General features: G+C 38.8%; 13 protein-coding genes and 1 tRNA gene. 8 read left to right on the forward strand and 6 right to left on the reverse strand.

Annotated elements, in window-relative coordinates:
- The first annotated feature begins 508 nt into the window (after positions 1-508).
- Positions 509-2,314 (forward strand): translation elongation factor 4, encoded by a 1,806-nt coding sequence (gene lepA / locus ACFILT_RS04730; RefSeq protein WP_375611467.1) that lies wholly within the window; start codon positions 509-511, stop codon positions 2,312-2,314.
- A gap of 578 nt (positions 2,315-2,892) precedes the next feature.
- Here the strand turns inward: lepA and dapD are convergent.
- On the reverse strand, positions 2,893-3,741 hold the full coding sequence (dapD, locus tag ACFILT_RS04735; RefSeq protein WP_375611393.1) for a 2,3,4,5-tetrahydropyridine-2,6-dicarboxylate N-succinyltransferase: 849 nt from the start codon (positions 3,739-3,741) through the stop codon (positions 2,893-2,895).
- Between the two features lie 106 nt (positions 3,742-3,847).
- Between dapD and ACFILT_RS04740 the strand changes: the two genes are divergently transcribed.
- A complete protein-coding gene (locus tag ACFILT_RS04740; protein ID WP_375679672.1) occupies positions 3,848-4,711 on the forward strand; it encodes an LOG family protein in 864 nt (287 codons plus the stop codon).
- A 32-nt stretch (positions 4,712-4,743) separates the two neighbouring features.
- Here ACFILT_RS04740 and truA read toward each other — a convergent pair whose 3' ends face one another.
- The 3 genes from truA to def are packed head-to-tail and all read right to left on the reverse strand — an operon-like array spanning position 4,744 to position 6,954.
- Positions 4,744-5,487: a tRNA pseudouridine(38-40) synthase TruA gene (truA, locus tag ACFILT_RS04745; RefSeq protein ID WP_375678825.1), complete on the reverse strand. Its 744-nt coding sequence runs from the start codon at positions 5,485-5,487 to the stop codon at positions 4,744-4,746.
- Between the two features lies 1 nt (position 5,488).
- Positions 5,489-6,418 carry a methionyl-tRNA formyltransferase gene (gene fmt, locus ACFILT_RS04750; protein WP_375620855.1) on the reverse strand — a complete coding sequence of 310 codons (930 nt, stop codon included), beginning with the start codon at positions 6,416-6,418 and terminating at the stop codon, positions 5,489-5,491.
- Positions 6,418-6,954 carry a peptide deformylase gene (gene def / locus ACFILT_RS04755; protein ID WP_375628478.1) on the reverse strand — a complete coding sequence of 179 codons (537 nt, stop codon included), beginning with the start codon at positions 6,952-6,954 and terminating at the stop codon, positions 6,418-6,420. The genes fmt and def overlap by 1 nt, the downstream gene beginning before the upstream one ends.
- A 90-nt stretch (positions 6,955-7,044) precedes the next feature.
- Between def and ACFILT_RS04760 the strand changes: the two genes are divergently transcribed.
- Both ACFILT_RS04760 and ACFILT_RS04765 read left to right on the forward strand, forming a co-directional pair.
- Positions 7,045-8,226: a DNA recombination protein RmuC gene (locus ACFILT_RS04760; RefSeq protein WP_375678824.1), complete on the forward strand. Its 1,182-nt coding sequence runs from the start codon at positions 7,045-7,047 to the stop codon at positions 8,224-8,226.
- 111 nt (positions 8,227-8,337) lie between these two features.
- Complete coding sequence (locus tag ACFILT_RS04765) at positions 8,338-8,925, forward strand: hypothetical protein (protein WP_375678823.1); 588 nt, start codon at positions 8,338-8,340, stop codon at positions 8,923-8,925.
- A 1,598-nt stretch (positions 8,926-10,523) separates the two neighbouring features.
- Here ACFILT_RS04765 and ACFILT_RS04770 read toward each other — a convergent pair.
- Positions 10,524-10,599, reverse strand: a tRNA-Ala gene (locus ACFILT_RS04770).
- 117 nt (positions 10,600-10,716) lie between these two features.
- A complete protein-coding gene (locus tag ACFILT_RS04775) occupies positions 10,717-11,097 on the reverse strand; it encodes a TIGR02300 family protein (protein ID WP_375678822.1) in 381 nt (126 codons plus the stop codon).
- A gap of 187 nt (positions 11,098-11,284) precedes the next feature.
- On the opposite strand from ACFILT_RS04775, the gene aroA reads away from it, so the two are divergent.
- From aroA to ACFILT_RS04795, 4 genes are all read left to right on the forward strand, one after another.
- Positions 11,285-12,613: a 3-phosphoshikimate 1-carboxyvinyltransferase gene (gene aroA / locus ACFILT_RS04780; RefSeq protein ID WP_375679674.1), complete on the forward strand. Its 1,329-nt coding sequence runs from the start codon at positions 11,285-11,287 to the stop codon at positions 12,611-12,613.
- On the forward strand, positions 12,610-13,257 hold the full coding sequence (cmk, locus tag ACFILT_RS04785; RefSeq protein ID WP_375679675.1) for a (d)CMP kinase: 648 nt from the start codon (positions 12,610-12,612) through the stop codon (positions 13,255-13,257). The genes aroA and cmk overlap by 4 nt, the downstream gene beginning before the upstream one ends.
- Before the next feature lie 131 nt (positions 13,258-13,388).
- A complete protein-coding gene (gene rpsA, locus ACFILT_RS04790; protein ID WP_026500132.1) occupies positions 13,389-15,089 on the forward strand; it encodes a 30S ribosomal protein S1 in 1,701 nt (566 codons plus the stop codon).
- Between the two features lie 225 nt (positions 15,090-15,314).
- Complete coding sequence (locus ACFILT_RS04795) at positions 15,315-23,885, forward strand: GH36-type glycosyl hydrolase domain-containing protein (RefSeq protein ID WP_375679676.1); 8,571 nt, start codon at positions 15,315-15,317, stop codon at positions 23,883-23,885.
- Positions 23,886-23,977 lie beyond the last annotated feature (92 nt).

The following is a 23,977-nucleotide window of genomic DNA, read 5'->3' on the forward strand; positions in this document are numbered from 1 at the left end:
ACATCTTTAAAACTCTTTGAGAAAAAATAAATTGGTACAAAACCTAGTGGCAAATTATACAAAACCTGCTGGCAAGCTACAATTATAAGCATTATTCACATTGAATTAGAACCCTGAATACCGTAAAATTTTCTCACGTCAAATCATTTTCATGTTAAATCAATCCAAATCACTTTCTTACACATCACAAGTGGGTGGGGGCATGTGGGTAAAGACTGTACAAGAAAGGCATATCTCTTATAAACTTTTTCAAGTGTAAAGGATCGTCGCAATATTGGAGATTGGCAAAGTGTGTGATGGTGCTAGCTTACTACAGCATATGAGTTATCAAATAAGATGCGAAAAGATCATTTTAGCAGCCTTGGATTTAATTTAGCAAATAAAGCCTCATTTTTTAGGCTATAAAAAGTTGTGTTTTGAGAAGCTTTTTAGGTTTATATTCTTTTGATAGAAGCCGGAGCATAATTGGTCTTTGCGTTTTGTATTATTCTTTGCTAAATCGCCTTATATGACAATAGATCGTAATTATATTCGTAATTTTTCCATCGTGGCGCATATTGATCACGGCAAATCCACTTTAGCTGATCGTTTGATTCAAATAACAGGTGGGCTTGATACACGTGAGATGAAAGAACAAGTACTCGATTCCATGGATATTGAGCGTGAACGTGGAATTACTATTAAAGCACAGACGGTACGTTTACACTATAAGGCAAAGAATGGTGAAACCTATATTTTAAATCTTATGGATACACCAGGTCATGTGGATTTTGCTTATGAGGTTTCGCGTTCACTGGCAGCTTGTGAAGGTTCTCTGTTGGTGGTGGATGCAAGCCAAGGCGTAGAGGCGCAGACGTTAGCAAATGTTTATCAAGCCATTGATAATTCCCATGAGTTGGTTGTTGTTCTCAATAAAGTTGATCTTCCAGCAGCAGAACCTGAGCGAGTTAAAGAACAAATTGAAGATGTGATAGGCATTGATACATCTCAAGCAGTAGAAATATCAGCAAAAACAGGTTTGGGTGTTCCTGATGTTCTGGAGGCAATTGTTGCACAATTACCACCTCCACATACAGGCGATGTTGCAAATCCCTTGAAAGCAATGTTGGTTGATAGCTGGTATGACGCATATCTTGGTGTCATTGTTTTGGTACGGGTGATAGATGGTATTTTAAAAAAAGGCCAAACCATTCGTATGATGGGTACAGGTGCAAAATATCCAGTTGAGCGCGTTGGGGTTTTTACACCTAAAATGGTACAGGTTGATGAATTAGGACCAGGCGAGATTGGTTTTATCACTGCTTCTATCAAAGAGGTAGCAGATACACGGGTTGGGGATACGATTACTGAAGAGCGTCGTCCTTGTGAAAATGCTTTGCCTGGTTTTAAGCCGGCGCAACCGGTTGTCTTTTGTGGACTTTTTCCAATTGATGCTGCTGATTTTGATGATTTGCGTGCAGCCATGGGCAAATTACGCTTAAATGATGCGAGTTTTTCTTTTGAAATGGAAACGTCTGCGGCTTTGGGGTTTGGTTTTCGCTGTGGTTTTTTGGGACTTCTGCATCTTGAAATTATTCAAGAGCGATTAGAGCGTGAGTTTAATTTGGATTTAATTGCGACAGCACCTTCAGTTGTTTATCGCATGAATATGAATGATGGTTCTGTTAAAGAGTTGCACAATCCAGCGGATATGCCTGATGTGGTTAAAATTTCTTCCATAGAAGAACCATGGATTCGAGCGACAATCATGACTCCTGATAATTATCTTGGGTCAATTTTAGAGCTATGCCAAGAGCGGCGTGGGGTACAGGTTGGTTTGTCCTATGTTGGAACCCGTGCTATGGTAACGTATGATTTACCACTGAATGAAGTTGTTTTTGATTTTTATGATCGGCTAAAATCGATTTCAAAGGGTTATGCTTCTTTTGATTATCAAATGACAGATTATGCAGAAGGTGATTTAGTTAAAATGTCTATTTTGGTGAATGGAGAGCCTATTGATGCATTATCGATGCTTGTTCACCGCACGATTGCAGAAAAGCGCGGGCGTTCAATGTGTGAAAAACTGAAAGATCTTATTCCTCAGCATATGTTTCAGATTCCAGTTCAAGCGGCTATTGGTGGTAAAGTTATAGCGCGCGAAACGATTCGTGCTTTGCGTAAAGATGTAACAGCGAAATGTTACGGGGGTGATGTTACGCGTAAGCGCAAACTTTTGGAAAAGCAAAAAGAAGGCAAAAAGCGGATGCGCCAATTTGGAAAAGTAGAAATTCCACAATCGGCATTTATTCAAGCGCTCAAAATGAACAAATAATGAAAAAAGGAGTATTTTTCTTCATTAATTGTGTTTTGCTTTTGTCGGTTGGTTCCGTTGTTCAAGAGTGCTTTTTAATGGAAATTGCGCAATATTCACACTTTTGGATATAGTGTTTTTCATTGTGTCATGTTGCTCACGTAAAACAGAATGCTTTAAACAAAATACATTTATGTTGCATATTTGTGCACTTGTTTCAAAGAAACATTTCTCAATACATCAAACTCCATTTCACAACGGGGGATGTAACAAAATATAATGTAAAATACACTGTGAATGATATAAAATCCATTTGGCATTACCGCTTTTACGCGTCAGAAAGGTGCAAAGCGCACCCATCATACTCTTTTTCAGCTCAAAATATTATGACAGTCCTTATCACTTGAGAGAATTCATTAAAGGTATTTCACTCTTTTCTTGAAGTGTTTCTTACCCACACACCAACTGCGTTTGTAACGTGCAAGGAAATGATAGTGATTGATTCACTATGAAAGGATTTGAAATGAGAGAATCCTTGTATTCGAGGTTATTATTCAAGTTAAAAAACGATGAAATATTATTATGAATTAATCTTGTGTCTAAGAACGTAAAAGATCATTAATGGATGTTTTTTCTCGTGTTTTTTGATCAACGCGTTTTACAATAACAGCACAATAAAGGTTTGGGCCTGCTTCACCATTTGGTAAAGGTTTTCCAGGGAGAGAACCTGGTACAACCACTGAATAGGCTGGTACTTCACCAATAAAAATTTCACCTGTTGTACGATCAATAATCTTTGTAGATTTTCCAATAAAGACTCCCATTCCCAAAACAGCACCTTCACGGATAATACAGCCTTCAACAATTTCAGAGCGAGCACCGATAAAGCAATGATCTTCAATGATTGTTGGATTTGCTTGCAGTGGTTCTAAAACACCTCCAATACCAACACCGCCAGAAAGATGGACATGTTTACCAATTTGTGCACAAGAACCAACGGTGGTCCATGTATCAACCATTGTGCCCTCATCGATAAAAGCACCAAGATTGACAAAGGATGGCATCAATATAACATTGGGTGCAATGTAAGCAGAATGACGTACAATGGCTCCAGGAACGGAACGGAAATCAGCACTTTTAAAATCTGCCTCTTGCCAACCAGAGAATTTTGAAGGAACTTTATCCCACCAATGTGTCCCATTGATTCCACCAGTAATAATTTGCATAGGATTAAGCCGAAAAGAGAGTAAAACCGCTTTTTTCAACCATTGATGAACATGCCATTGTCCATTTTTTTGTCGTTCTGCAACACGGATTTCACCTTTATCAAGAAGGTTCAATGCATGTTCAACACTCTCACGTATTTCGCCTTTTGTGGTAGTATCGATAGAATCGCGATCGTCAAAAGCTTGTTCGATAATAATTTCAAGTTGTGTGATATGAGTCATGACGAGAGTTCCGTTAAACAAGTTGAAAGCTTCAAGATTTATTCTCTATGAACTACGCGAAGAAATGTGTTCAGTCAATAAAACGATGAGGAAGTAGGACAGGTGCATGAAAAAAAGCTGTAAAGAAAAAAGAAAAAGGGAGCAAGAAAACTGGACGCCACTTCTCCATACGAAGGATGCTCTACAACAGATCCATAAAGTCTCTAATTCAGCACAGGTGCGTTCGTCTACTTATCGTTTAGCCTATATCGATCAAGATTTTATGATGCGTCCAGAGCTGCGTTCACAACGTATTAGTCTTGAATTTTTAAAGCCGGAAATAACCCTTAAAGAATATGATATTCAATCAACAGTTGTTTTGTTTGGTGGTGCGCGTATTCCTGAACCTGGGCAAGCAGCATGGGCTGCAAAAAATGAAATACAAAAGAAAAATTTGCATGCTATGTCACATTATTACGATGAAGCAAGAGAGTTTGCACGTTTGTGCTCACTCTATTCTGCTACGACAGAATATCGTGAATTTGTGGTTGTTACGGGGGGCGGACCAGGAATCATGGAGGCGGGAAATCGTGGTGCTTGTGATGTTGGTGCCCCAACGATTGGCTTGAATATTATTTTACCACATGAGCAAGAGCCTAATTCGTATGTGTCGCCGCATTTATGTTTCAATTTTCATTATTTGGGGATGCGCAAAATGCATTTTTTAGTACGAGCGAAAGCATTAGCCATTTTCCCTGGCGGATTTGGAACTCTGGATGAACTGTTTGAGACGTTAACTTTAGTACAGACGGGGCGTATGAAACAGGTACCAATTTTATTGTTTGGCAAAGAATTTTGGAGCAATACTGTCAATTTTGAGTATCTGTCTGCACAAGGTACAATTTCTCCTACTGATATTAATTTTGTGAAATTTGTTAATACAGCAGCAGAAGCTTTTGAAGAAATTCGTTCTTTTTATAAACTGCCTTAACGACTTTTGAGATACTCACTCTTGAAGGATAATTAATACTCTACTTTGGTTAAATAAAGTCCTGAGGGGGGGGCAACAACACCACAACGTTTACGATCTTTAGCATGAAGAGCTGTTTCGAGATCTTGAGCTGTCCAACGTCCAATACCCACTTCCATGAGGCTTCCTGCGAATGAACGGATTTGATGATGAAGAAAAGAACGAGCTTGTGCATAAAGGAAAATTTCTTCACCTTCTCTTTGAATATCGAGACGTTCAAGGGTGCGAATAGGGCTTTTGGCTTGGCAATGTGCTGAACGGAAAGTTGTAAAATCATGTTGTCCTACAAGCTTTTGCGCAGCTTCATGCATGGCTTCAGCATGAAGAGGTTTTGGTATCCACCACACGCGTTTGGCATTTAAAGCTGGTGGAGAGCGACGATTAAGTATTTTAAAAAGATAATGGCGTTTTACAGCGGAAAATCGTGCATCAAAGTCATCAGGGACATTTTCTACATTTAAGATTGAAATCGCCTCTCCCTGTTTACGTAAAAGAGTATTGAGCGCGTCACGCACAGTATGGGAGAGCCAGTTTTTTTCAAAATCAACATGCGCAACTTGTCCGGTAGCGTGTACGCCCGCATCGGTTCTTCCTGCTGTTGTTATGGTCAATTGTTGTCCACTAAAGCAAAAAATCGCTTGTTCAAGAGCTCCTTGTATCGTGTGAAGTTTTGCTTGACGCTGCCAACCAGCATAATTTGAACCATCATATTCAAGAGTGAGTTTAAAACGTGGCATCTTAAAAAACAGCAGAAATATGAGCACCTCGCAAAAAGGTTGCGCACTCAAGAATTTTACCGCCAGATCTTTGGAGAGAGGTTATTTCTATCCGTCCTTGCCCACAATGGATAATCAAAGAATCTGGTTCTATCCGTCCAATTTCAAGAGAAGGACCTGTTGTTAAGCGACTATCAAGAATTTTTACACGTTCTTCTCGTCCACCGATATTCATATTGCACCAGCAACTAGGAGAGGGAGAGAGCGCGCGAATATGCCTATGAATAAACTCTGCAGGTTTTGTCCAATCAATGCGGGTCTCTTCTTTTCTAATTTTGGCGGCATAGGTGATGCCTTCTTCTGATTGTGGGGTCAGTTTAAGTTGTCCTTTTTCAAGAGTGGATAAAGTCTCTACCATAAGTTCTGCGCCAATATGTGAAAGTCTGTTTGAAAGCTCAGCAGTGGTGGTGTTATCAGTAATGGGGATGGAGCGAGAAAGAGCGATAGGCCCCGTATCAAGTCCTTCATCCATTTTCATGATCATGATACCTGTTTCTTTATCACCAGCCATAATTGCTCGTTGAATAGGCGCAGCACCACGCCAACGTGGTAAGAGTGAAGCGTGGGCATTAAAACAACCAAAACGTGGCGTTTCGAGAATAGCTTTGGGTAAAAGGAGTCCATAAGCCACCACAATAGCAGCATCAACAGAAAGTGCTGCAAATTGCTCCTGTTGTTCGATTGTTTTGAGTGTTTGAGGCGTGAAGACAGGAATGGATTTTTCTTTTGCTACGGTGTGAACAGCGGAGGGGATTAATTTAAGTCCTCGACGTCCTGCTGGACGAGGGGGTTGACTATAAACAGCAACAACATCATGACCTGCATCCAATAAAGCATGTAAAATAGGAACAGAAAAATCTGGTGTTCCCATAAAACTTAATCGTAAAGCCATTACAAAACTGCTTCCTGCATGTTTTTTTCTTTTGCGCGTTTTTTAAATTTTCGTATCACCATATCGCGTTTGATCTTTGAAATGTAATCAATAAAAAGGCGCCCATCTAAATGATCAATTTCATGCTGCAAGCAAGTTGCTAAGAGATCGTCTGCTTCAATTTCTGTTTGTTTTCTTTCACGGTTCTGATAGCGAACACGAAGGCGTTTAGGACGTTCAACCTCTGCAAAATAATCAGGAATAGAAAGACAACCTTCTTTGTAAATATTACGCTCATCTGAAAGCCATAAAATTTCAGGGTTGATAATAACAAGTGGTTTTTTCTGCTCATCTTCAGAATTTCCAGAGACATCTATAACCAACATACGTAGCGGTATACCAATTTGAATAGCAGCAAGACCAACGCCTTTAGCATTATACATGGTTTCCAACATGTCATCCGCAAGTTTTTGGAGAGCTGAATCGACCTGCTCAACAGGTTTGGACACTTCCCGTAAAATCGGATCAGGTAAAGTAACTAAAGATCTCATTGGCATAAGTAGAGATTAATCAATGGTTTGTTATTGGTCAATATTGAATAACGGATTCTTGCGTTTTTTTACAATAAGAGCGTTATATTACAATTTATGTTTGATTCGTTTTTTTCCATACTTGCTGGTGATTTTTTTTCTAAACTAATGCTTTTGCTTTTATTTATACTTGTCTGTTTGGCATTTTTTATGTTGATACATTCTTATCGAAAAAAAGCATTTTTGGAAAATGAAATTGCTGAACGCGCACGTGAGGCACAAATGCAGATGGCTACCTTGCTGAAAACACAAGCTGAAATGCAAGGACGAATGCAAACGATGGCGGAAATTTTTGGTCAACGGCAGGCTGAATTGAATAAATCACTCAGTGAGCAACTCAATGGGATGACAACAAGCTTAGGCCAAACACTTCAGGTACAGACCAAATCCACTTATGAAAATTTGAATCGTTTGCAAGAGCGTTTAGCAGTGATTGATGCAGCACAAAATAATATTCAATCGCTTACGGGACAAGTTGTTCAGTTGCAGTCCATTTTAAGCAATAAGCAGACGCGTGGTACTTTCGGTCAAGGGCGGATGGAAGCAATTATTGCCGATGCCTTACCAACAAATGCCTATGCATTTCAGGCTGTTCTTTCTAATGGAAAGCGCCCAGATTGTCTCATTCATATGCCCAATAAAGCTCCTTCTCTTGTTGTTGATGCTAAATTTCCTCTGGAAGCTTGGAATGCTATGCGTAAGGCAGAATCAGCGCAAGAGCGTCAAGAGGCAGAACGCCAATTTCGTACCGATATGGAAGTTCATATTCGTGATATTGCACAAAAATATTTGATTCCTGGAGAAACCCATGATACTGCTTTCCTTTTTGTGCCATCTGAATCGATTTTCGCAACAATTTATGAGGACTTTGAGGCATTGGTACAAAAATCCAATAGAGCCCATGTGATTATTGTTTCACCATCTTTGTTGATGCTCTCTGTCCAAGTGGTACAAACCATTATGAAAGATGCGCGGATGCGTGAACAAGCGCATTTAATTCAATCAGAAGTAGCAAAATTGATGGAAGATTTTGGACGAATGGATACGCGTGTTCGCGCACTACAGAAGCACTTTCATAAAGCAGGTGAAGATATAGAGGGAATTTTGATATCGTCCTCCAAAATCATGAAACGGGCAAATCGCATTGAAACTGTCGAATTAAAAGAAAATTACTCTGAACCAACAAAAATGACAACATTGGCTCAGTCGCAAACATTGCGTTTTGCTGATGAGGAATAAAGCAAAGCAAGCTTCTTAAATATTACAAGTTAGATCATGTTCTTTATTGATTGGTAATCATTTTTTAGTATCTCTATCTTGTTTTATTTCTTAAACGAGAGGAATAGGAATATGCGACACCTTTTGTTTTTAGGGGCACTGGTGTTTTTGCTAGAGGGATGTGCAACAACCACTCCCATCCACACAAATAATGCTTGTGCTATTTTAGCACAAAAAAATGGTTTTTTTGACAATTGGGGTAAGGTGTCTCAAAGAGCGGAAATGCGCTATGGAATTCCTATGCCTATTATTCTTGCAACCATTAAGATGGAATCGAGCTTTCGTCACAATGCACGTCCTCCACGCAAAAAACTACTTGGTTTTATCCCATGGAAGCGTCGGTCGACAGCTTATGGTTATGCTCAAGCGCTTGATAGTACATGGGCAATGTATCTTCGCTCTACAGGAAAGTCTTTTGCATGGCGTACGAATTTCGCAGATGCTGCTGATTTTGTTGCTTGGTATCATAGCCAAAGTGTTCAACGCAATGGGGTGAGGTTTGATGATGCATATAGCCTTTATTTAAATTATCATATGGGGCATGGTGCTTATGCACGTAGTGGTGGGCATGTCAGTGCTGCGCTTTCACAGATAGCACAGCGCATGGCAAGGATCTCGAGGCTCTATGAACAGCAATTAAAAAGATGTGGATGGCATTAGGGAAGATTTTTGAAAATCTCAATCAGGGAATTGATGGGATAAAATTATTCGAAAGCAAAATTCCACATGATATGATAAAATAGTGTCGTTTTCCGATCGTTCAATGAAATAAATTGTTATTTTTTAGAATAAACTCAAGCAACAGAAAGTTTTTGCAATACACAATATATTTGAAGATACTCTCGACATTTTTACCTCCTTTGTTAAAAAAATTTATAATAGAAACTATCTTCTATTTAGCGCTGGCATTTCGCTTTGGGCTAAGTGCCAGAGATTATTGAAGAAAAATTTTAAAATATAATATCATTTTTTATTTTCATTATGCGTATTACTGGCTGATTATTATATGAATATTTTCTTTGTTAAGCGTATAAAATAGCAATTAAAACAAATGCAATTCGGGCCTCATAAAAAGGGTAAAATATTCAATATAAAAAAACGAGAAATGTATTAAACGAAAAAACGTTGTTTTGTATAAAGAGGGCGCTACAGTCTTCAAAAAAACTAAGTGTATTTAGTATTGTATGAAATAAAACATAGTCGTCCATCCAGTTCATCTTAATTGAAAGAAGTTATCTTATTGTATTGTAAAAACACTCCCGTTTATAGGATGATAAGGTATATGCAACTTTACACAATGAATATTCAGGGTAGGGAATATTCAGAGAAAGATTTGTAACGCCTATGAAGTAACAAGTCAGTCTCCAATGTTGTGATAGCTTTTGCATTTGAGAATATTTATGAGAAGCATTTTTATTCTTTTTCTTAAATGGTTTAAGCATATTGATTTATAAAGATAATATATCGTTATTCATATTAAAGTAAGAATCTCGAATGGCGTAGGGTTTTATCGTTTCAGATCTCTTGAGGTTGAATCAATAAAACCATTGGCTTGCACATAACAAGCACAATGGGTATGTGGATAAAAACTGTGAAAGAAAAGACTAAAAATGTTTTTTTATGAACATACATTCTCAAATGTAAGAATTATCCGTAACATTGGGAATTAGCACATATAATGATAGCACCACTTTGCTCTTACACCTCGACCTTGTTTATGACGTGCAAGGAAAAAAATTAATTGATTCAATATATTATTTAAGTGTTAATATACCTTAGTATTGAGCAGGTATACGCTACTCAAGGTGGATAATTTTTAATTGGCAGAACATCTGATCAGGCTAAAAATACTCGAAAAAAGTTCTGTTTCGCAATAATTGAAAAGTATATTTTAATATTTTATTCTCTACTCTTTGTTTAAGTACTTCATATCTTTTAAAAAGATACCGGTAACCAACATATTATGATATTTGTGGAAATATTGTGGTAAAGGAAATTCAAATTTTATCCTTTAAGACAAGGCGTAAGTTAAACAGCTCATTTTCTATTTCTGTGCAAAGCATAAAAAAATTATCTACTTTCACGGTTGCGACAATAAATTTTATAATCCAACAAATGATTAAAAATGTATTATAATATCATTAAAATGCAAGGAACAGGCGCTATTGGAATGATAATTAAATAGCACATAAACCTTTTAAATTGATGCACACATCTTTTATTATAATTGATTCCCTTGATAGAACAGTTGGTCTTTTTGGTGGAGCTAAGCGGGATCGAACCGCTGACCTCTTGCATGCCATGCAAGCGCTCTCCCAGCTGAGCTATAGCCCCTATAAAAACAAATTGTCCCAAAAAGACAGTATACAATTCCAGCTTTTCTAGAACGATCAAAATTGAAGATCAAGAAGAATTTACATTCAATGGAAAAGATGTCCTCTTTTACTTCTTTTAAGCATCGTCATCATTAGAAACACCGCCTCCGAGAATATCAGTAACGTCATCATCTTCATCGTCACCATCATGAGACAAAAATGTATCATCATCATCACCAAGATCTACATCACTATCTTCTAAATCAGGAAGATCGTCATCTTTAGAATCCACATCATCATCTTCAAGAAGCATAAAAGCAGATTTTTCAAGTGCTGTATCAAGCTCTTCAGTATCAACTTCTTCCTCATTGTTTGCTTCAGCTGCTGCAACTTCAAAGTAAGAACGCGGATAAGAAATCCCTGTATAGGGCGACACAATAGGATCGCGATTTAGATCGTAAAATTTTTTTCCTGTTTCTGGATCAACACGTTTAGTTCCAAGTTTTTGTTTTGCCATAAACCGTGCCTCTTTGATTAACTATTATTCCATTAAAAGATAAATTTTATGGTGCTTAATCGAAAAATAATACCTTTGTCAAAGATAAATACACTGTTCCACAGTGATTTTTTCATGACGTCTTTTAAAGCATGTGCTAAAGGATGCACAATTTCATAAAAGTTAGATAGAATTAAATAGAATTTCCATGCAAAAAGCAATCCCTATAACCACCTATAAATCGAGTAGTCTCTCTGGAAAAATTCAAATACCAGGAGATAAATCAATCTCTCATCGCTCTCTTATATTGGGAGGATTAGCAAGTGGTGAGACATATATTCATGGATTACTTGAAAGCGCTGATGTACTCAATACAGCTGCTGCTATGCAAGCTATGGGTGCCTGTATTATTAAAAAAGAAGACTTCTGGATCATACGAGGAACAGGGAATGGTTGCCTTTTAGCTGCACAAAAACCTTTAGACTTTGGAAACGCTGGAACAGGTGCTCGTTTGGTTATGGGAATGGTTGGTCCGTATCATATGAAAACAACCTTTATTGGTGATGCTTCTCTCTCTAAACGTCCAATGGGACGTATCCTTGATCCACTGCGTCTCATGGGGGTTGAAATTGAGGCAACGCGCGACGATCACCTTCCTTTAACGCTTTATGGTCCGAAAATGGCTAATCCGATTCGTTACCGTGTTCCAATAGCTTCCTCCCAAATTAAATCAGCAATCCTGCTTGCTGGACTCAATACCGCCGGCACTACAACTGTTATTGAACCAGTTCTGACACGAGATCATACGGAAAAAATGTTAAAAGCATTCGGTGCGCAACTTGAAATAGAAAAAGATAACGAAGCTGCGCGTTTGATTCATCTTAATGGTCAACCCCATCTTACTGGACAAACGATTCATATTCCGGGTGATCCTTCTTCTGCTGCTTTTCCAATTATCGCAGCCCTTCTTATAGAAGACTCTGATATCACCATTGAAAATGTTTTGATAAATAACTCTCGAATAGGACTTATCGAAACATTGTGGGAAATGGGTGCTCAAATTGAATTTTTGAACCGGCGTCAAACAGGTGGAGAGGATGTTGCTGATCTACGGATAAAATCATCGGTCCTTAGAGGCGTTACGGTGCCCAAAGAACGTGCTCCATCGATGATAGATGAATATCCTGCTTTGGCAGTAGCAGCAGCCTTTGCAGAAGACAAAACAGTGATGCTAGGAATTGAAGAATTGCGTGTAAAAGAATCGGATCGATTGTCTGCTGTTGCTCAAGGATTAAAAATTAATTGCGTAGACTGTGAAGAAGGTCAAGATTTTCTTATTGTTTATGGAAAAGGTTCTGCCAAAGGTTTGGGGGGTGGGTATGTTGCCACACATCTTGATCATCGAATTGCTATGTGTTTTCTCATTTTTGGGCTTGTGTCAGAAAAACCTGTTACCATTGATGATAAACGAATGATCGCTACGAGCTTTCCAGAATTTATTCCTTTTATAAAACAACTTGGGGGAAAAATCGCTTGAAGCCTTTTGTTATCGCCATTGATGGACCTGCTGCCTCAGGCAAAGGAACCTTAGCACGCAAAATTGCTGCACATTATCGCCTTCGTCATCTCGATACTGGTCTTACTTATCGTAGTGTTGCTCATACGCTTTTACAACAAAATTTAGCTCTTAATGATGAAAAAAATGCTATTATTTATGCTAAAGAACTTGATTGTAATACCTTAAATCCTTCTCTTCTTTCTTCTCATGAACTTGGTGAAGCGGCTTCAAAAATAGCAATTAACCCTGCTGTACGCAAAATTCTTGTCGAAAAACAACGCAACTTTGCTAAAGTTTTGCCCGGCTGTGTGCTTGATGGGCGTGATATCGGAACGATTGTTTGTCCTGATGCCGATATCAAGTTTTATATTCTAGCCAATGTTCAAACACGCGCCAAACGCCGCTACCAAGAGATTTTAAAAAAAGGTGTTCAAGCAAATTATCATGAAATCCTAGCTCAACTTGAACAGCGCGACAGTCGCGATATAACGCGCAAACAAAATCCACTAAAACCAGCAAAAAACGCCCACTTGCTTGATACGTCAGAATTGAGTATAGAAGCAACATTTGAAATTGCATGCAGTTTTGTTGATCCAATCATAAAAATGCATATAATTGGATAAATTCGTTAAGGTAACTTCCAGCCTAGCGCTAACTTTTTTCCTTTATTCAAGGAAAAGGCTAGGGAGTTACTTATGTTAACACTAACCTAGCGCTCATACCTTATAATACAAGGTATATATTAGGAGTTCTTATGTCACAATACAATCCCACAACAGCGGATTTTGAAGCCCTTTTAACAGAATCTTTTCAAACTAATGATCTTAATGAAGGATCTGTTGTTAAAGGTCGTGTTATTGCAATCGAAAAAGACATGGCCATTATTGATGCTGGTCTTAAAGTCGAAGGACGTATTCCTCTCAAAGAATTTGGAGCTAAAGCAAAAGATGGTTCTTTGCAAGTTGGCGATGAAGTTGAGGTTTACATTGAACGCATTGAAAATGCGATGGGTGAAGCTGTTTTATCGCGTGAAAAAGCACGGCGCGAAGAAAGTTGGGTCCGTTTAGAGGAAAAATTCAATGCTGGTGCACGCGTTGATGGAGTGATCTTTAGCCAAGTAAAAGGTGGTTTTACAGTTGATCTTGATGGTGCCGTTGCTTTCTTGCCTCGCAGCCAAGTTGATATTCGTCCCATTCGTGATGTTTCACCCCTCATGCATAATTCACAGTCCTTTGAAATTTTGAAGATGGATCGTCGTCGTGGCAATATTGTGGTCTCACGCCGCACTGTTTTAGAAGAAAGTCGCGCTGAGCAACGTTCAGAAATCGTACAAAATCTTGAAGAAAATCAAATCGTTGAAGGTGTGGTGAAAAATATTACAGATTATGGTGCCTTTGTTGATCTTGGTGGGATTGATGGTCTCTTGCACGTTACAGATATGGCATGGCGGCGTGTTAATCACCCATCTGAAGTGCTCACAATTGGCCAAACAATTAAAGTGCAGATTATTCGCATTAATCAAGATACGCACCGTATTTCTCTTGGAATGAAACAGCTTGAAAGTGATCCTTGGGAAAGCATCAGTGTCCGGTATCCGATTGGTAAAAAAATTACGGGTGCTGTTACCAACATTACTGATTACGGTGGTTTTGTTGAAATTGAACCAGGAATCGAAGGGCTGATCCATGTTTCTGAAATGAGCTGGACAAAGAAAAATGTTCATCCTGGAAAAATTCTGTCTACATCACAAGAAGTAGAAGTGGTTGTTCTTGAGATTGATCCTTCTAAACGGCGTATTTCTCTTGGCTTAAAACAAACATTTGAAAATCCATGGGAAGCTTTTGCCAATAAATTTCCTGTCAATTCGCAAATTGAAGGAGAGGTTAAAAATAAAACAGAATTTGGTCTGTTTATTGGGCTTGAAGGCGATGTTGACGGTATGGTTCATTTGTCTGATCTTGATTGGAACCGTCCTGGTGAACAAGTTATTGATACTTACAATAAAGGCGATATTGTTAAAGCTGTGGTCCTTGATGTTGACATTGAAAAAGAGCGCATTTCTCTTGGAATTAAGCAGCTTTCCAGCGATAAAGTTGGAGAAGCAGCTGCTTCTGGCGAATTGCGAAAAGGTGCAGTTGTAACATGCGAAGTGATTGCTGTTAACGACAATGATATTGGTGTGAAATTGATTGACCACAACCTTGAGACAACCATTCGGCGTGCTGATCTTGCGCGTGATCGTGATGAGCAACGTCCTGAGCGTTTCGCAATTGGGCAAAAGGTTGATGCTCGCATCACAGCATTTGATAAAAAAACACGTAAAATTTCAGTATCGATTAAAGCTTTAGAAATTGCAGAGGAAAAAGAAGCTGTTGCACAATATGGTTCTACAGATTCAGGTGCTTCTCTTGGTGATATTCTGGGTGCAGCTTTAAAAAAACAAGAACAAGATTAATCATCAATCATTAAAGTTGGTTTTATTATTAAGGTCACTCATTAGGAGTGACCTTTTTATTTTCTAAAAAAATTGTCTGCTTATTTTTAAATTATTGAAAAAAAATTATAAATGCTTGCAAATAAAAACAAAAAGTTTGTTTTTTGTCTAACAACGGTTCACTATTCAGATAAAATGCTTAAAATTTAAATAAAAAACGATGTAATTGAATAACAATGGGACACTATGACGTGCATAATACCTTTCATAAAGTGCTTTTTTTCTCAAAAAGAGAAAAAAGATCATTTTATTAATACGGATTTTCCTCTTCGTGCAATTTATAAGGTACAGGAAGATCTTTATAACTTAGGGCATGATATAGCTTCTGGTAAAGAAATTTTACTCCCTGAATATGAAGGAGTAGGAGATTTTCGCAAGAGATTGAATGAAAATGCTAAACTTATTCTTCATGCCTTTCATACCAGTGATTTTGCTGCTCGAAATGATGAAACCATCGCACCATCTGCTCAATGGCTCATTGATAATCATTACACCATTGATAAAACCATACAAAAGCTACGTCGTAATCTACCCAAGTCCTTCATAAAGCAACTTCCTCTTTCTACACACAAAGCCGGAATACCACGAATTTTTGCTTTAACTTGGCTTTATATTGCGCATACCGATAGCAGCTTTTCACAAGAAACACTCACTGCTATGACCAACGGATTTCAAGAAGTTTGTGCGCTCACAATTGGTGAATTGTGGGCTCTTCCTTCAGTTATGCAAATGCTGCTCATTGAAAATGTCCGTCGTCTTTCAGTACGTATCGAAAAAGCGCGACATATGCGCCATCTTGCTAGTCAAGTAGCTGATAAAATTTCTCTTGTAGAAAATAAAACAAATCTACACTCTCTTTTTACGCAATATAAACCATTTACTGTTGATCCAACTTTTTCAGCACATTTATTCTATCGCCTGCGCAGTGCATCTGTCGATTCAACCGTAGCATTAACTTGGCTTGAAAAGCAATTGAAAAGCCAAGGCAGTAGCTTAGAGATTGCAACAGCTGATGAACATACCCGACAAGCAGCAGATGGTGTGACCATGGGAAATATTATCCGTTCTCTTAAAGCTATAGATGATGTTGATTGGACAGCATGGTTTGAAACAGTGAGTTGTGTCGATTCTATTTTGCGTAAAAATAGTGATTTTTCTGAAATTGATGCTCACTCACGCAATATTTATCGACAAGTCATTGAAAAAGTTTCTCGCTTTTCGCCTCTTAGTGAACTGGAAGTTGCACATAAAGTTGTAGAAATGGCAAATTCCACTTCTAAAGATATGCCTCATCATTCTTGTGTGGGGTGGTACCTTGTTGATGATGGTCGTGGCATATTTGAAAAGGCTTGTGGGTATATTCCGCCCTTTCTCATAAAATGGACACGCGCTTCCTGTTGCTCAAAATTGCGAGTCATCGCCGTTCCTGTCTCTTTTCTGACGCTTGCTCTTTTGCTGGTAATTTACGCCCTTTTACAGCTATCTGGCATGACACAATGGATGTCTTTTTGCTTTACTGGATTGGCGCTTTTTCCTGCTATCGATGCTGCTTTTGCTTTATTTAACACTGTTGTTTCGTGGTTTGTCCCATCAAAACAACTCATTGGTTATGAATATAAAGAAGGTATTCCAAAACATGCACGGACAATGGTTGTTGTACCTACTTTGATGACATCACGCGCTGACATTGATGAACAAGTGCGCAATCTTGAAGTGCGCTATCTTTCCAATCCTAAAGGTGCCATTCATTTTGCACTCATTACAGATTGGGTGGATGCTCCATTGAGAGAAACGCAAGATGATCTTGATTTATTGCACTATGCGCAAAAGAGTATTGATAAACTCAATAGTCGTTATCATCGTGATAAACTTCCGCTTTTTTTCCTTTTACATCGCCGACGCCTTTATAATACAAGCGAAAAATGTTGGATGGGATGGGAACGAAAGCGAGGAAAACTTCATGAACTTAATCGGCTCTTAAGAGGCGATAAAAATACAAGCTTTTATCCTCCCAATCCACATCTTCCTATGGATTGCCGTTTTGTTATGACGCTAGATTGTGATACACGTCTTACTCCAGAGAGCGTCGCGAAACTTGTTGGAAAGCTTAACCATCCACTCAATTATCCCGTTTTTGATCCACAAAGTGGAAAGGTTGTAAAGGGCTATAGCATTTTACAACCACGCATTATTCCTTCTCTTACAACAGGAAAAAAAACATCAATTCTCCAACGGGTTTTTTCTATCAACCGTGGCATTGATCCTTATGTTTTTGCTGTTTCTGATACTTATCAAGATCTTTTAGGAGAAGGCACCTTTATCGGTAAAGGTCTTTATAATATTGATGCATTTGAACAAGCACTTGATGGAAAAATTAAAGAAAATACTATTCTTAGTCATGATCTCTTAGAAGGAGGTTATGCTCGTACTGCTCTGGTAAGTAGCATAGAAGTCATTGAAGACTATCCAACCGCTTACAATATTGATGTTATGCGTTATCATCGTTGGGTCCGTGGTGATTGGCAGCTTTTGCCTTATCTTTTTCCCCACCGTCAAATAAGTTCCGTGACGCGTTGGAAAATGCAGGATAATTTACGTCGTTCTCTCACTCCACTTATGTGGTTAATCGCAGCATTTGCAGGATGGGCTTTTTTGTCTTTAAAGAGTGCAATCGTCTGGCAACTATTCTTGTTGTTTAGCTCCTTCATTTCACCCATTCTATGTGTATTAAAAACGCTTGTCTCATCCAATATAGATCATTCTTTGCGTGGACATTTTCAATTAATTTGGAACAAAATTGCTCTTACAAGCGCTGATATATTTCTTAAAACGACGTTTCTTGCTCATTCGGCGTATTTTATGACCGATGCGATTATTCGTACACTCTATCGTATGACGATTTCAAAACAGCATCTTCTTGAATGGAAAACTTCTGCCGCAACAAAATCAATACCCAATAGTTTGCGTTTCTATGTTTTTACAATGGCACCAGCATCGCTTATTGGTATTCTTACTATAGCACTCCCTCTTTTTTCTGATAGTTTTGCAAGCTTGGTTGCTTTGCCTTTTGGGATAGCATGGTTTTTTTCACCCTTCATTGCTTGGATTGTGAGTCAACCTTCAACCTTTCAAGATAGCTTTGATCTTTCTTCAAAAGATGAAAAAAAACTCCGTTCTATTGCACGGCGGACATGGCTTTATTATGCAACCTTTGTCAATGCACAAAACAACCATCTGCCTCCCGATAATTTTCAAGAAGATCCTGAACCTCTTGTTGCTCAACGTACATCGCCTACGAATATTGGCGTTTATCTCCTGTCTATTATTGCAGCACGTGATTTTGGTTGGATTGGTTTTGAAGAGACCATTACCCGTATTGAATGTACATTACGCTCTCTTACAAAAATGGAAAAGTTCCGCGGTCATCTCTATAATTGGTATGAAACGGATACACTCAGGCCTCTTTTACCTACTTATGTATCAACCGTTGATTCAGGAAATCTTGCTGGTCATTTGGTAACACTCTCTTCTGCTTTAAGTGAATGGGCTGAAAAACCGCCTCTTTTTTTCCAAAGTGATCGAGAAGGCTTATCGGATGTTCTTGCTATTCTTGAAGAAACTGTCAGAGAAATTCCAGATCATCAACCCAGTTTACGCTCTTTACGCCAAAAAATCGAAGAAAACATCACTCGTTTTCATGACTCTGTCTTCACTTTTTTAGAACAAGAAAATACGGTCCCTTCTCACATCATAGATCTTTCACTTGCAGCCCACGATATTGTGCACTTAGTCGGTGAACTTGACCACAAAATTCAAACGATAGAATCTGCTGGTGCGCTTTCTTGGGCTAAATGCCTTATCGACACCTGTAACGCTCATCATAATGATGCGACTGCTCATTGTGATACTGAAAAATTACGTAAAAAACTAAACAGGCTGGCTATAGCAGCACGGCAAATAGCCTTTGATATGAAATTTGACTTTTTAGAACAGCCTAAACGGCATCTCTTATCCATTGGATATCGTGTTCAAGAAAACAAACTCGATGAAAATTGTTATGACCTACTTGCTTCAGAAGCACGTCTTGCAAGCTTTTTTGCCATCGCAAAAAGAGATATAAAACTTAAACATTGGTTTCGTCTTGGTCGACTTCTCGTACCCATAGGTGGGAAAGGTGCACTCCTATCATGGTCTGGATCAATGTTTGAATATCTTATGCCATCTCTCGTAATGCATGAACCTTTAGGATCTCTCCTAGATCAAACAAATCGATTGATTATTCGTTGTCAAATACAATATGCCCATAAACGGGAATTGCCATGGGGTATTTCAGAAGCCGCATTTAATGCTCGCGATCATTTAATGAATTACCAATACGCTCATTTTGGTGTTCCAAACCTCGGACTCCAACGTGGTCTTTCACGCAATGCTGTCATTGCTCCCTATGCCAGCCTTCTAGCGGCACAATATGCTCCTGCTTGCGCTGTCGCTAATTTAAAACGACTCCGTGATCTTGGAGCTTTAGGAACATATGGTTATTATGACTCTGTTGATTTTACTCCAACACGTGTGAAAACAGGGGAAAAATACGCCATTGTACGCAATTATTATGCGCACCATCATGGCATGTCTATTCTTGCTCTTAACAATGTTATTTTTCAAGGGCGAATGCGTGATCGTTTTCATCGTGATCCCGTTATTGAAGCAACACAATTGCTCTTACAGGAAAGAGCGCCTCATCTCATTCCTATTATTCATACCAAAGCTGTTAATCGTATGCGCAATAAGTCTCAAGCATTTGACGAAGCCCCTTTGCGCATTATTACAAACCCGTTACTCAAACCACGAGCAACTTTACTTTTGTCTAATGGCTTTTATTCTACCATGTTAACAGCGAACGGTTCTGGTTACAGTCGTTGGCACGATTATGCGATTACGCGCTTTATTCCTGATGCAACAGAAGATCAACAAGGTACTTTATTCTTCTTACGTGACACGCATAGTGGACGGTGGTGGTCTGTTACTGGTGAGCCAACACGTGTTATTGAAGAAGACGCTGTCAGCATTTTTACAGATGAAAAGGCTGAATATACAAAAATGGTTGATGGTATTAAATCAACACTTGAATGTCTTATTACATCTGAAGGATGTGGCGAAGGGAGACGTATTCAACTGATGAATACGACAAATAAAGACCGACTCATTGAAGTGACTTCTTATGGTGAATTAGCACTTGCCACAATGGATACAGACCAAGTTCATCCTGTTTTTTCCCGTATGTTTATAGAGACAGAAATTACTGAAGAAGGTAAAACAATTTTTGCCAAAAGGCGTAAACGCTCACCTAGCGACCCTGATATTCATATTGCTCATTTTGTTTCTAGTACAACAGATACTCTCCAAGAGACAGAAGCTGAAACAGATCGCTCTCTGTTTATTGGTCGGGGGCGATCTATTCATCGTCCCGCTGCATTTGACCAAAATACTCGTTTTAGTAACAGTCAAGGTTGTGTTCTTGACCCTGTTATGTCATTGCGATGCCGTATAAAAATTTCAGCCCATGAAAAAGCAGAACTTATTTTTTGGACTTTCGCTGCTCATACAAAAGAAGCACTAAATAATCATATTAAACATTATCGACAACCTGATATGTTTCAAAAAGAACTTTCAATGGCATGGACGCGCTCACAAGTCGCACTGTATCAGAGCGGAACCCAGCTTAAAGAAGCTATTATCTATCAAAAATATGCAACACCGCTTATTTATCCAGAAAGAACGTGGCGTCTTCCTTCTGAAATATTAGCAAAAACGCTAGGAAAACAGTCTAATCTTTGGCCCATGTCTATCTCAGGAGACAATCCACTCTGTCTTCTTAGATTAAATAACGAGGGAAATATAACTGTACTGCGCGAGCTCCTTAAAGCACATGAATATTGGCGTATGCGCGGTCTTGTTGTTGATTTGGTCATTCTTAATGAACAAACATTTTCTTATATACAAAGTACACAACGCGCTCTTGAGTGGGTCTGTGAATCTTATTATCACCACATGCAAAAAGCAGATGAACGCCAACATATTTTCATGCTTCGACGCGATCAAATGAGTGAACAGAGTTTTAAAACGCTTCTTGCATCAGCGCGTATCGTTCTTGATGCCCAAAATGGCTCTTTATCTGAACAACTTAAACGACTTGATGAGAATGATTTTAATCTCACAGTTCGTAAAAATTATCAAGAACCTTATGATCAATTAGACTTGCCAAGATATAATGAAGGACAGCAATTTACAACACAAACTGAACAAAATCTTTTTTCTTCCATTGGTCTTATTAGCCAACAAAAACCATCCTCTTTACTCCCAAATGGAGAAGATCTAAGATATTGGAATGGTTACGGTGGTTTTAATCAGCACAATCATTATGTAATACGTCTTCATGGACGTACCACTACACCGCATCCGTGGATTAATGTCATTGCTAATCACAGATTTGGTTTTCATGTCTCTGCTGAAGGTGCAATTTTTACTTGGGCTAACAATAGCCGCGATTATCAACTAACTCCTTGGGCGAATGATCCAACGTCTAACCGGCCAGGAGAAGCTCTTTATCTGGTTGATCGCCAGTCTTTAAAACGTTTCTCACCCGTTTCTACTGTTGAATGTGACGAAAATATTGTCTATGAGGCGTGTCATGGGTTTGGATTCTCAACTTTTAAATCAACACATTCAGAAATCGCATTAGAACTGACTCATACACTTGATCCCGAAAAACCTATTCGCTTTTCACGTCTTATCCTTACGAATGAAGGGAAAAAACCACGCAGTTTACGCCTTTATAATTATGTTGAATGGGTTTTGGGAAATGTCCGTACAAAATATGCCCCCTTTATTGTTTCCTCTTATGAGACCAGATGGGGTGCACATTTTATTCAAAATCCCTATCACATCGAGAAATCTCAACAAGTTACATTTTTATCAGCATCCGAAATGCCAACCAGCACGACGACCAATCGCGCTGAATTTATTGGTGCAACGGGAACCGTAACACGTCCAAATGCGATCCGTAAAGCCGCTGCTCTTTCAAATACCATTGAAGCAGGATGTGATCCTTGTTCAGCATTCGCCTATGATATTGATCTTCAACCAGGGCAAACAAAAGAAATCATCTTCTATCTTGGCAGTGCTGAAAATAGGCAAGAAGCTGAAAAATTACTCAATCAAGTACGTGCAAGTGATTTTGAAATTCAGCTCACAAAACAAAAACAGCAATGGAGTGATTTTGTTTCTCCTTTCCAAGTCAAAACACCTGATGCTTCTTTTAATCTTATGGTCAACCATTGGCTTCCTTATCAAATCTACGCATGCCGCATCATGGCACGCGCAGGCTTTTACCAAGCGAGTGGTGCATTTGGTTTTCGTGACCAGTTACAAGATAGCTTGTCTTTGTTATTGCTGGAACCACAATTAGCACGTGAACAATTGTTAAATGCAGCAGCGCACCAATTTCTTGAAGGTGATGTGCAACATTGGTGGTTGCCTGACACAAATGCTGGTGTTCGTACATACATTTCTGATGATATCGTTTGGCTTGCATATGCAACAGCTCTCTATGTCACTACCACTGGTGATGACGCTTTTCTTGATACGCTCATTCCTTTTATTGAAGGTGATGTTCTCAAAAGTGGGCAACAGGATGCTTATTTTCAACCCACCCAATCCCCAAAGGTTGCAACAGTTTATGAACATTGTGTTTTAGCTTTAGACCTTGCCATTAAACGCTGCGGACCACATGGTCTCCCTCTTATTTTAGGTGGGGATTGGAATGATGGCATGAATTTGGTCGGTGTGGAAGGAAAAGGCGAAAGCATTTGGTTAGGATGGTTTCTTGGGTACACATTACAAGCATTTATCTCTTTAGCCAAAAAACGTGGTGACAATAGCCATATGCAAATATGGAGTACGTACCTTGAACATTTAACAAAATCCCTAGAGAAAAATGGTTGGGATGGTGCTTGGTATCGACGTGGTTATTTTGATGATGGAACACCTCTTGGCTCTAAAATCAATGATGAATGTCAAATTGATACCATTGCTCAATCTTGGGCTGTCATTTCTCAAATGGCATCGCCTGAACGTCAAAAACAAGCAATGACATCAATGTTGGAACATCTCTATGATAAAAAAGGCGGACTCATTCGCCTTTTTTGGCCGCCTTTTGATAAAAGTACGCTCGAGCCTGGTTATATAAAAGGTTATCCTCCAGGAATTCGAGAAAATGGTGGTCAATACACGCATGGTGCCATTTGGAGTATTTTTGCGTTGGCTGAAATGGAACAAAACGATAAAGCTTATGCTTTATTTTCTATGATAAACCCAATTACCCATGGACAAGATCCTGAAATTTATCGTGTTGAACCTTATGTAATGGTCGCAGATATTTATGCTGTTGAACCACGATGTGGTCAAGGCGGTTGGACTTGGTATACAGGTTCAGCCGGTTGGTTTTATCGCGCCGCAACACAAGCTATTCTTGGAATACAGCGTCAGGGAGACCTATTGTTTTTGCAGCCACATTTACCCTCTATTTGGCCAAAATATGAAGCAACAATGAAGTTTTATGATGCCGTTTATTGCATTAAAGTAAAATGGGGACCTAAAAATATGCTCTATATTAATAGCAAAGAATATACCGAAGTTCATACAGGGATAAAGTTACAAAAAACAGGTCAGCATGAAATTATACGTATTGTCAAATCTTAAAGATTAAAGATGAAAAAAGAGAGCAGACTTTTTATTCTTGTCCAAAACTGTAGAGTTGTTATATTGCACCGCCTATATTAGCCGTGTTGGTG

Source organism: Bartonella sp. AP7XZML (genome assembly GCF_042195745.1).
In the GTDB taxonomy this organism is placed as follows: Bacteria; Pseudomonadota; Alphaproteobacteria; order Rhizobiales; family Rhizobiaceae; genus Bartonella.

What these genes read in the sequence shown, in the direction of transcription:
- lepA (WP_375611467.1), top strand. Translation starts at nt 509, where the DNA reads ATGACAATAGATCGTAATTATATTCGTAATTTTTCCATCGTGGCGCAT.
- dapD (WP_375611393.1), bottom strand. Translation starts at nt 3,741, where the DNA reads ATGACTCATATCACACAACTTGAAATTATTATCGAACAAGCTTTTGAC.
- ACFILT_RS04740 (WP_375679672.1), top strand. Translation starts at nt 3,848, where the DNA reads ATGAAAAAAAGCTGTAAAGAAAAAAGAAAAAGGGAGCAAGAAAACTGG.
- truA (WP_375678825.1), bottom strand. Translation starts at nt 5,487, where the DNA reads ATGCCACGTTTTAAACTCACTCTTGAATATGATGGTTCAAATTATGCT.
- fmt (WP_375620855.1), bottom strand. Translation starts at nt 6,418, where the DNA reads ATGGCTTTACGATTAAGTTTTATGGGAACACCAGATTTTTCTGTTCCT.
- def (WP_375628478.1), bottom strand. Translation starts at nt 6,954, where the DNA reads ATGCCAATGAGATCTTTAGTTACTTTACCTGATCCGATTTTACGGGAA.
- ACFILT_RS04760 (WP_375678824.1), top strand. Translation starts at nt 7,045, where the DNA reads ATGTTTGATTCGTTTTTTTCCATACTTGCTGGTGATTTTTTTTCTAAA.
- ACFILT_RS04765 (WP_375678823.1), top strand. Translation starts at nt 8,338, where the DNA reads ATGCGACACCTTTTGTTTTTAGGGGCACTGGTGTTTTTGCTAGAGGGA.
- ACFILT_RS04775 (WP_375678822.1), bottom strand. Translation starts at nt 11,097, where the DNA reads ATGGCAAAACAAAAACTTGGAACTAAACGTGTTGATCCAGAAACAGGA.
- aroA (WP_375679674.1), top strand. Translation starts at nt 11,285, where the DNA reads ATGCAAAAAGCAATCCCTATAACCACCTATAAATCGAGTAGTCTCTCT.
- rpsA (WP_026500132.1), top strand. Translation starts at nt 13,389, where the DNA reads ATGTCACAATACAATCCCACAACAGCGGATTTTGAAGCCCTTTTAACA.
- ACFILT_RS04795 (WP_375679676.1), top strand. Translation starts at nt 15,315, where the DNA reads ATGACGTGCATAATACCTTTCATAAAGTGCTTTTTTTCTCAAAAAGAG.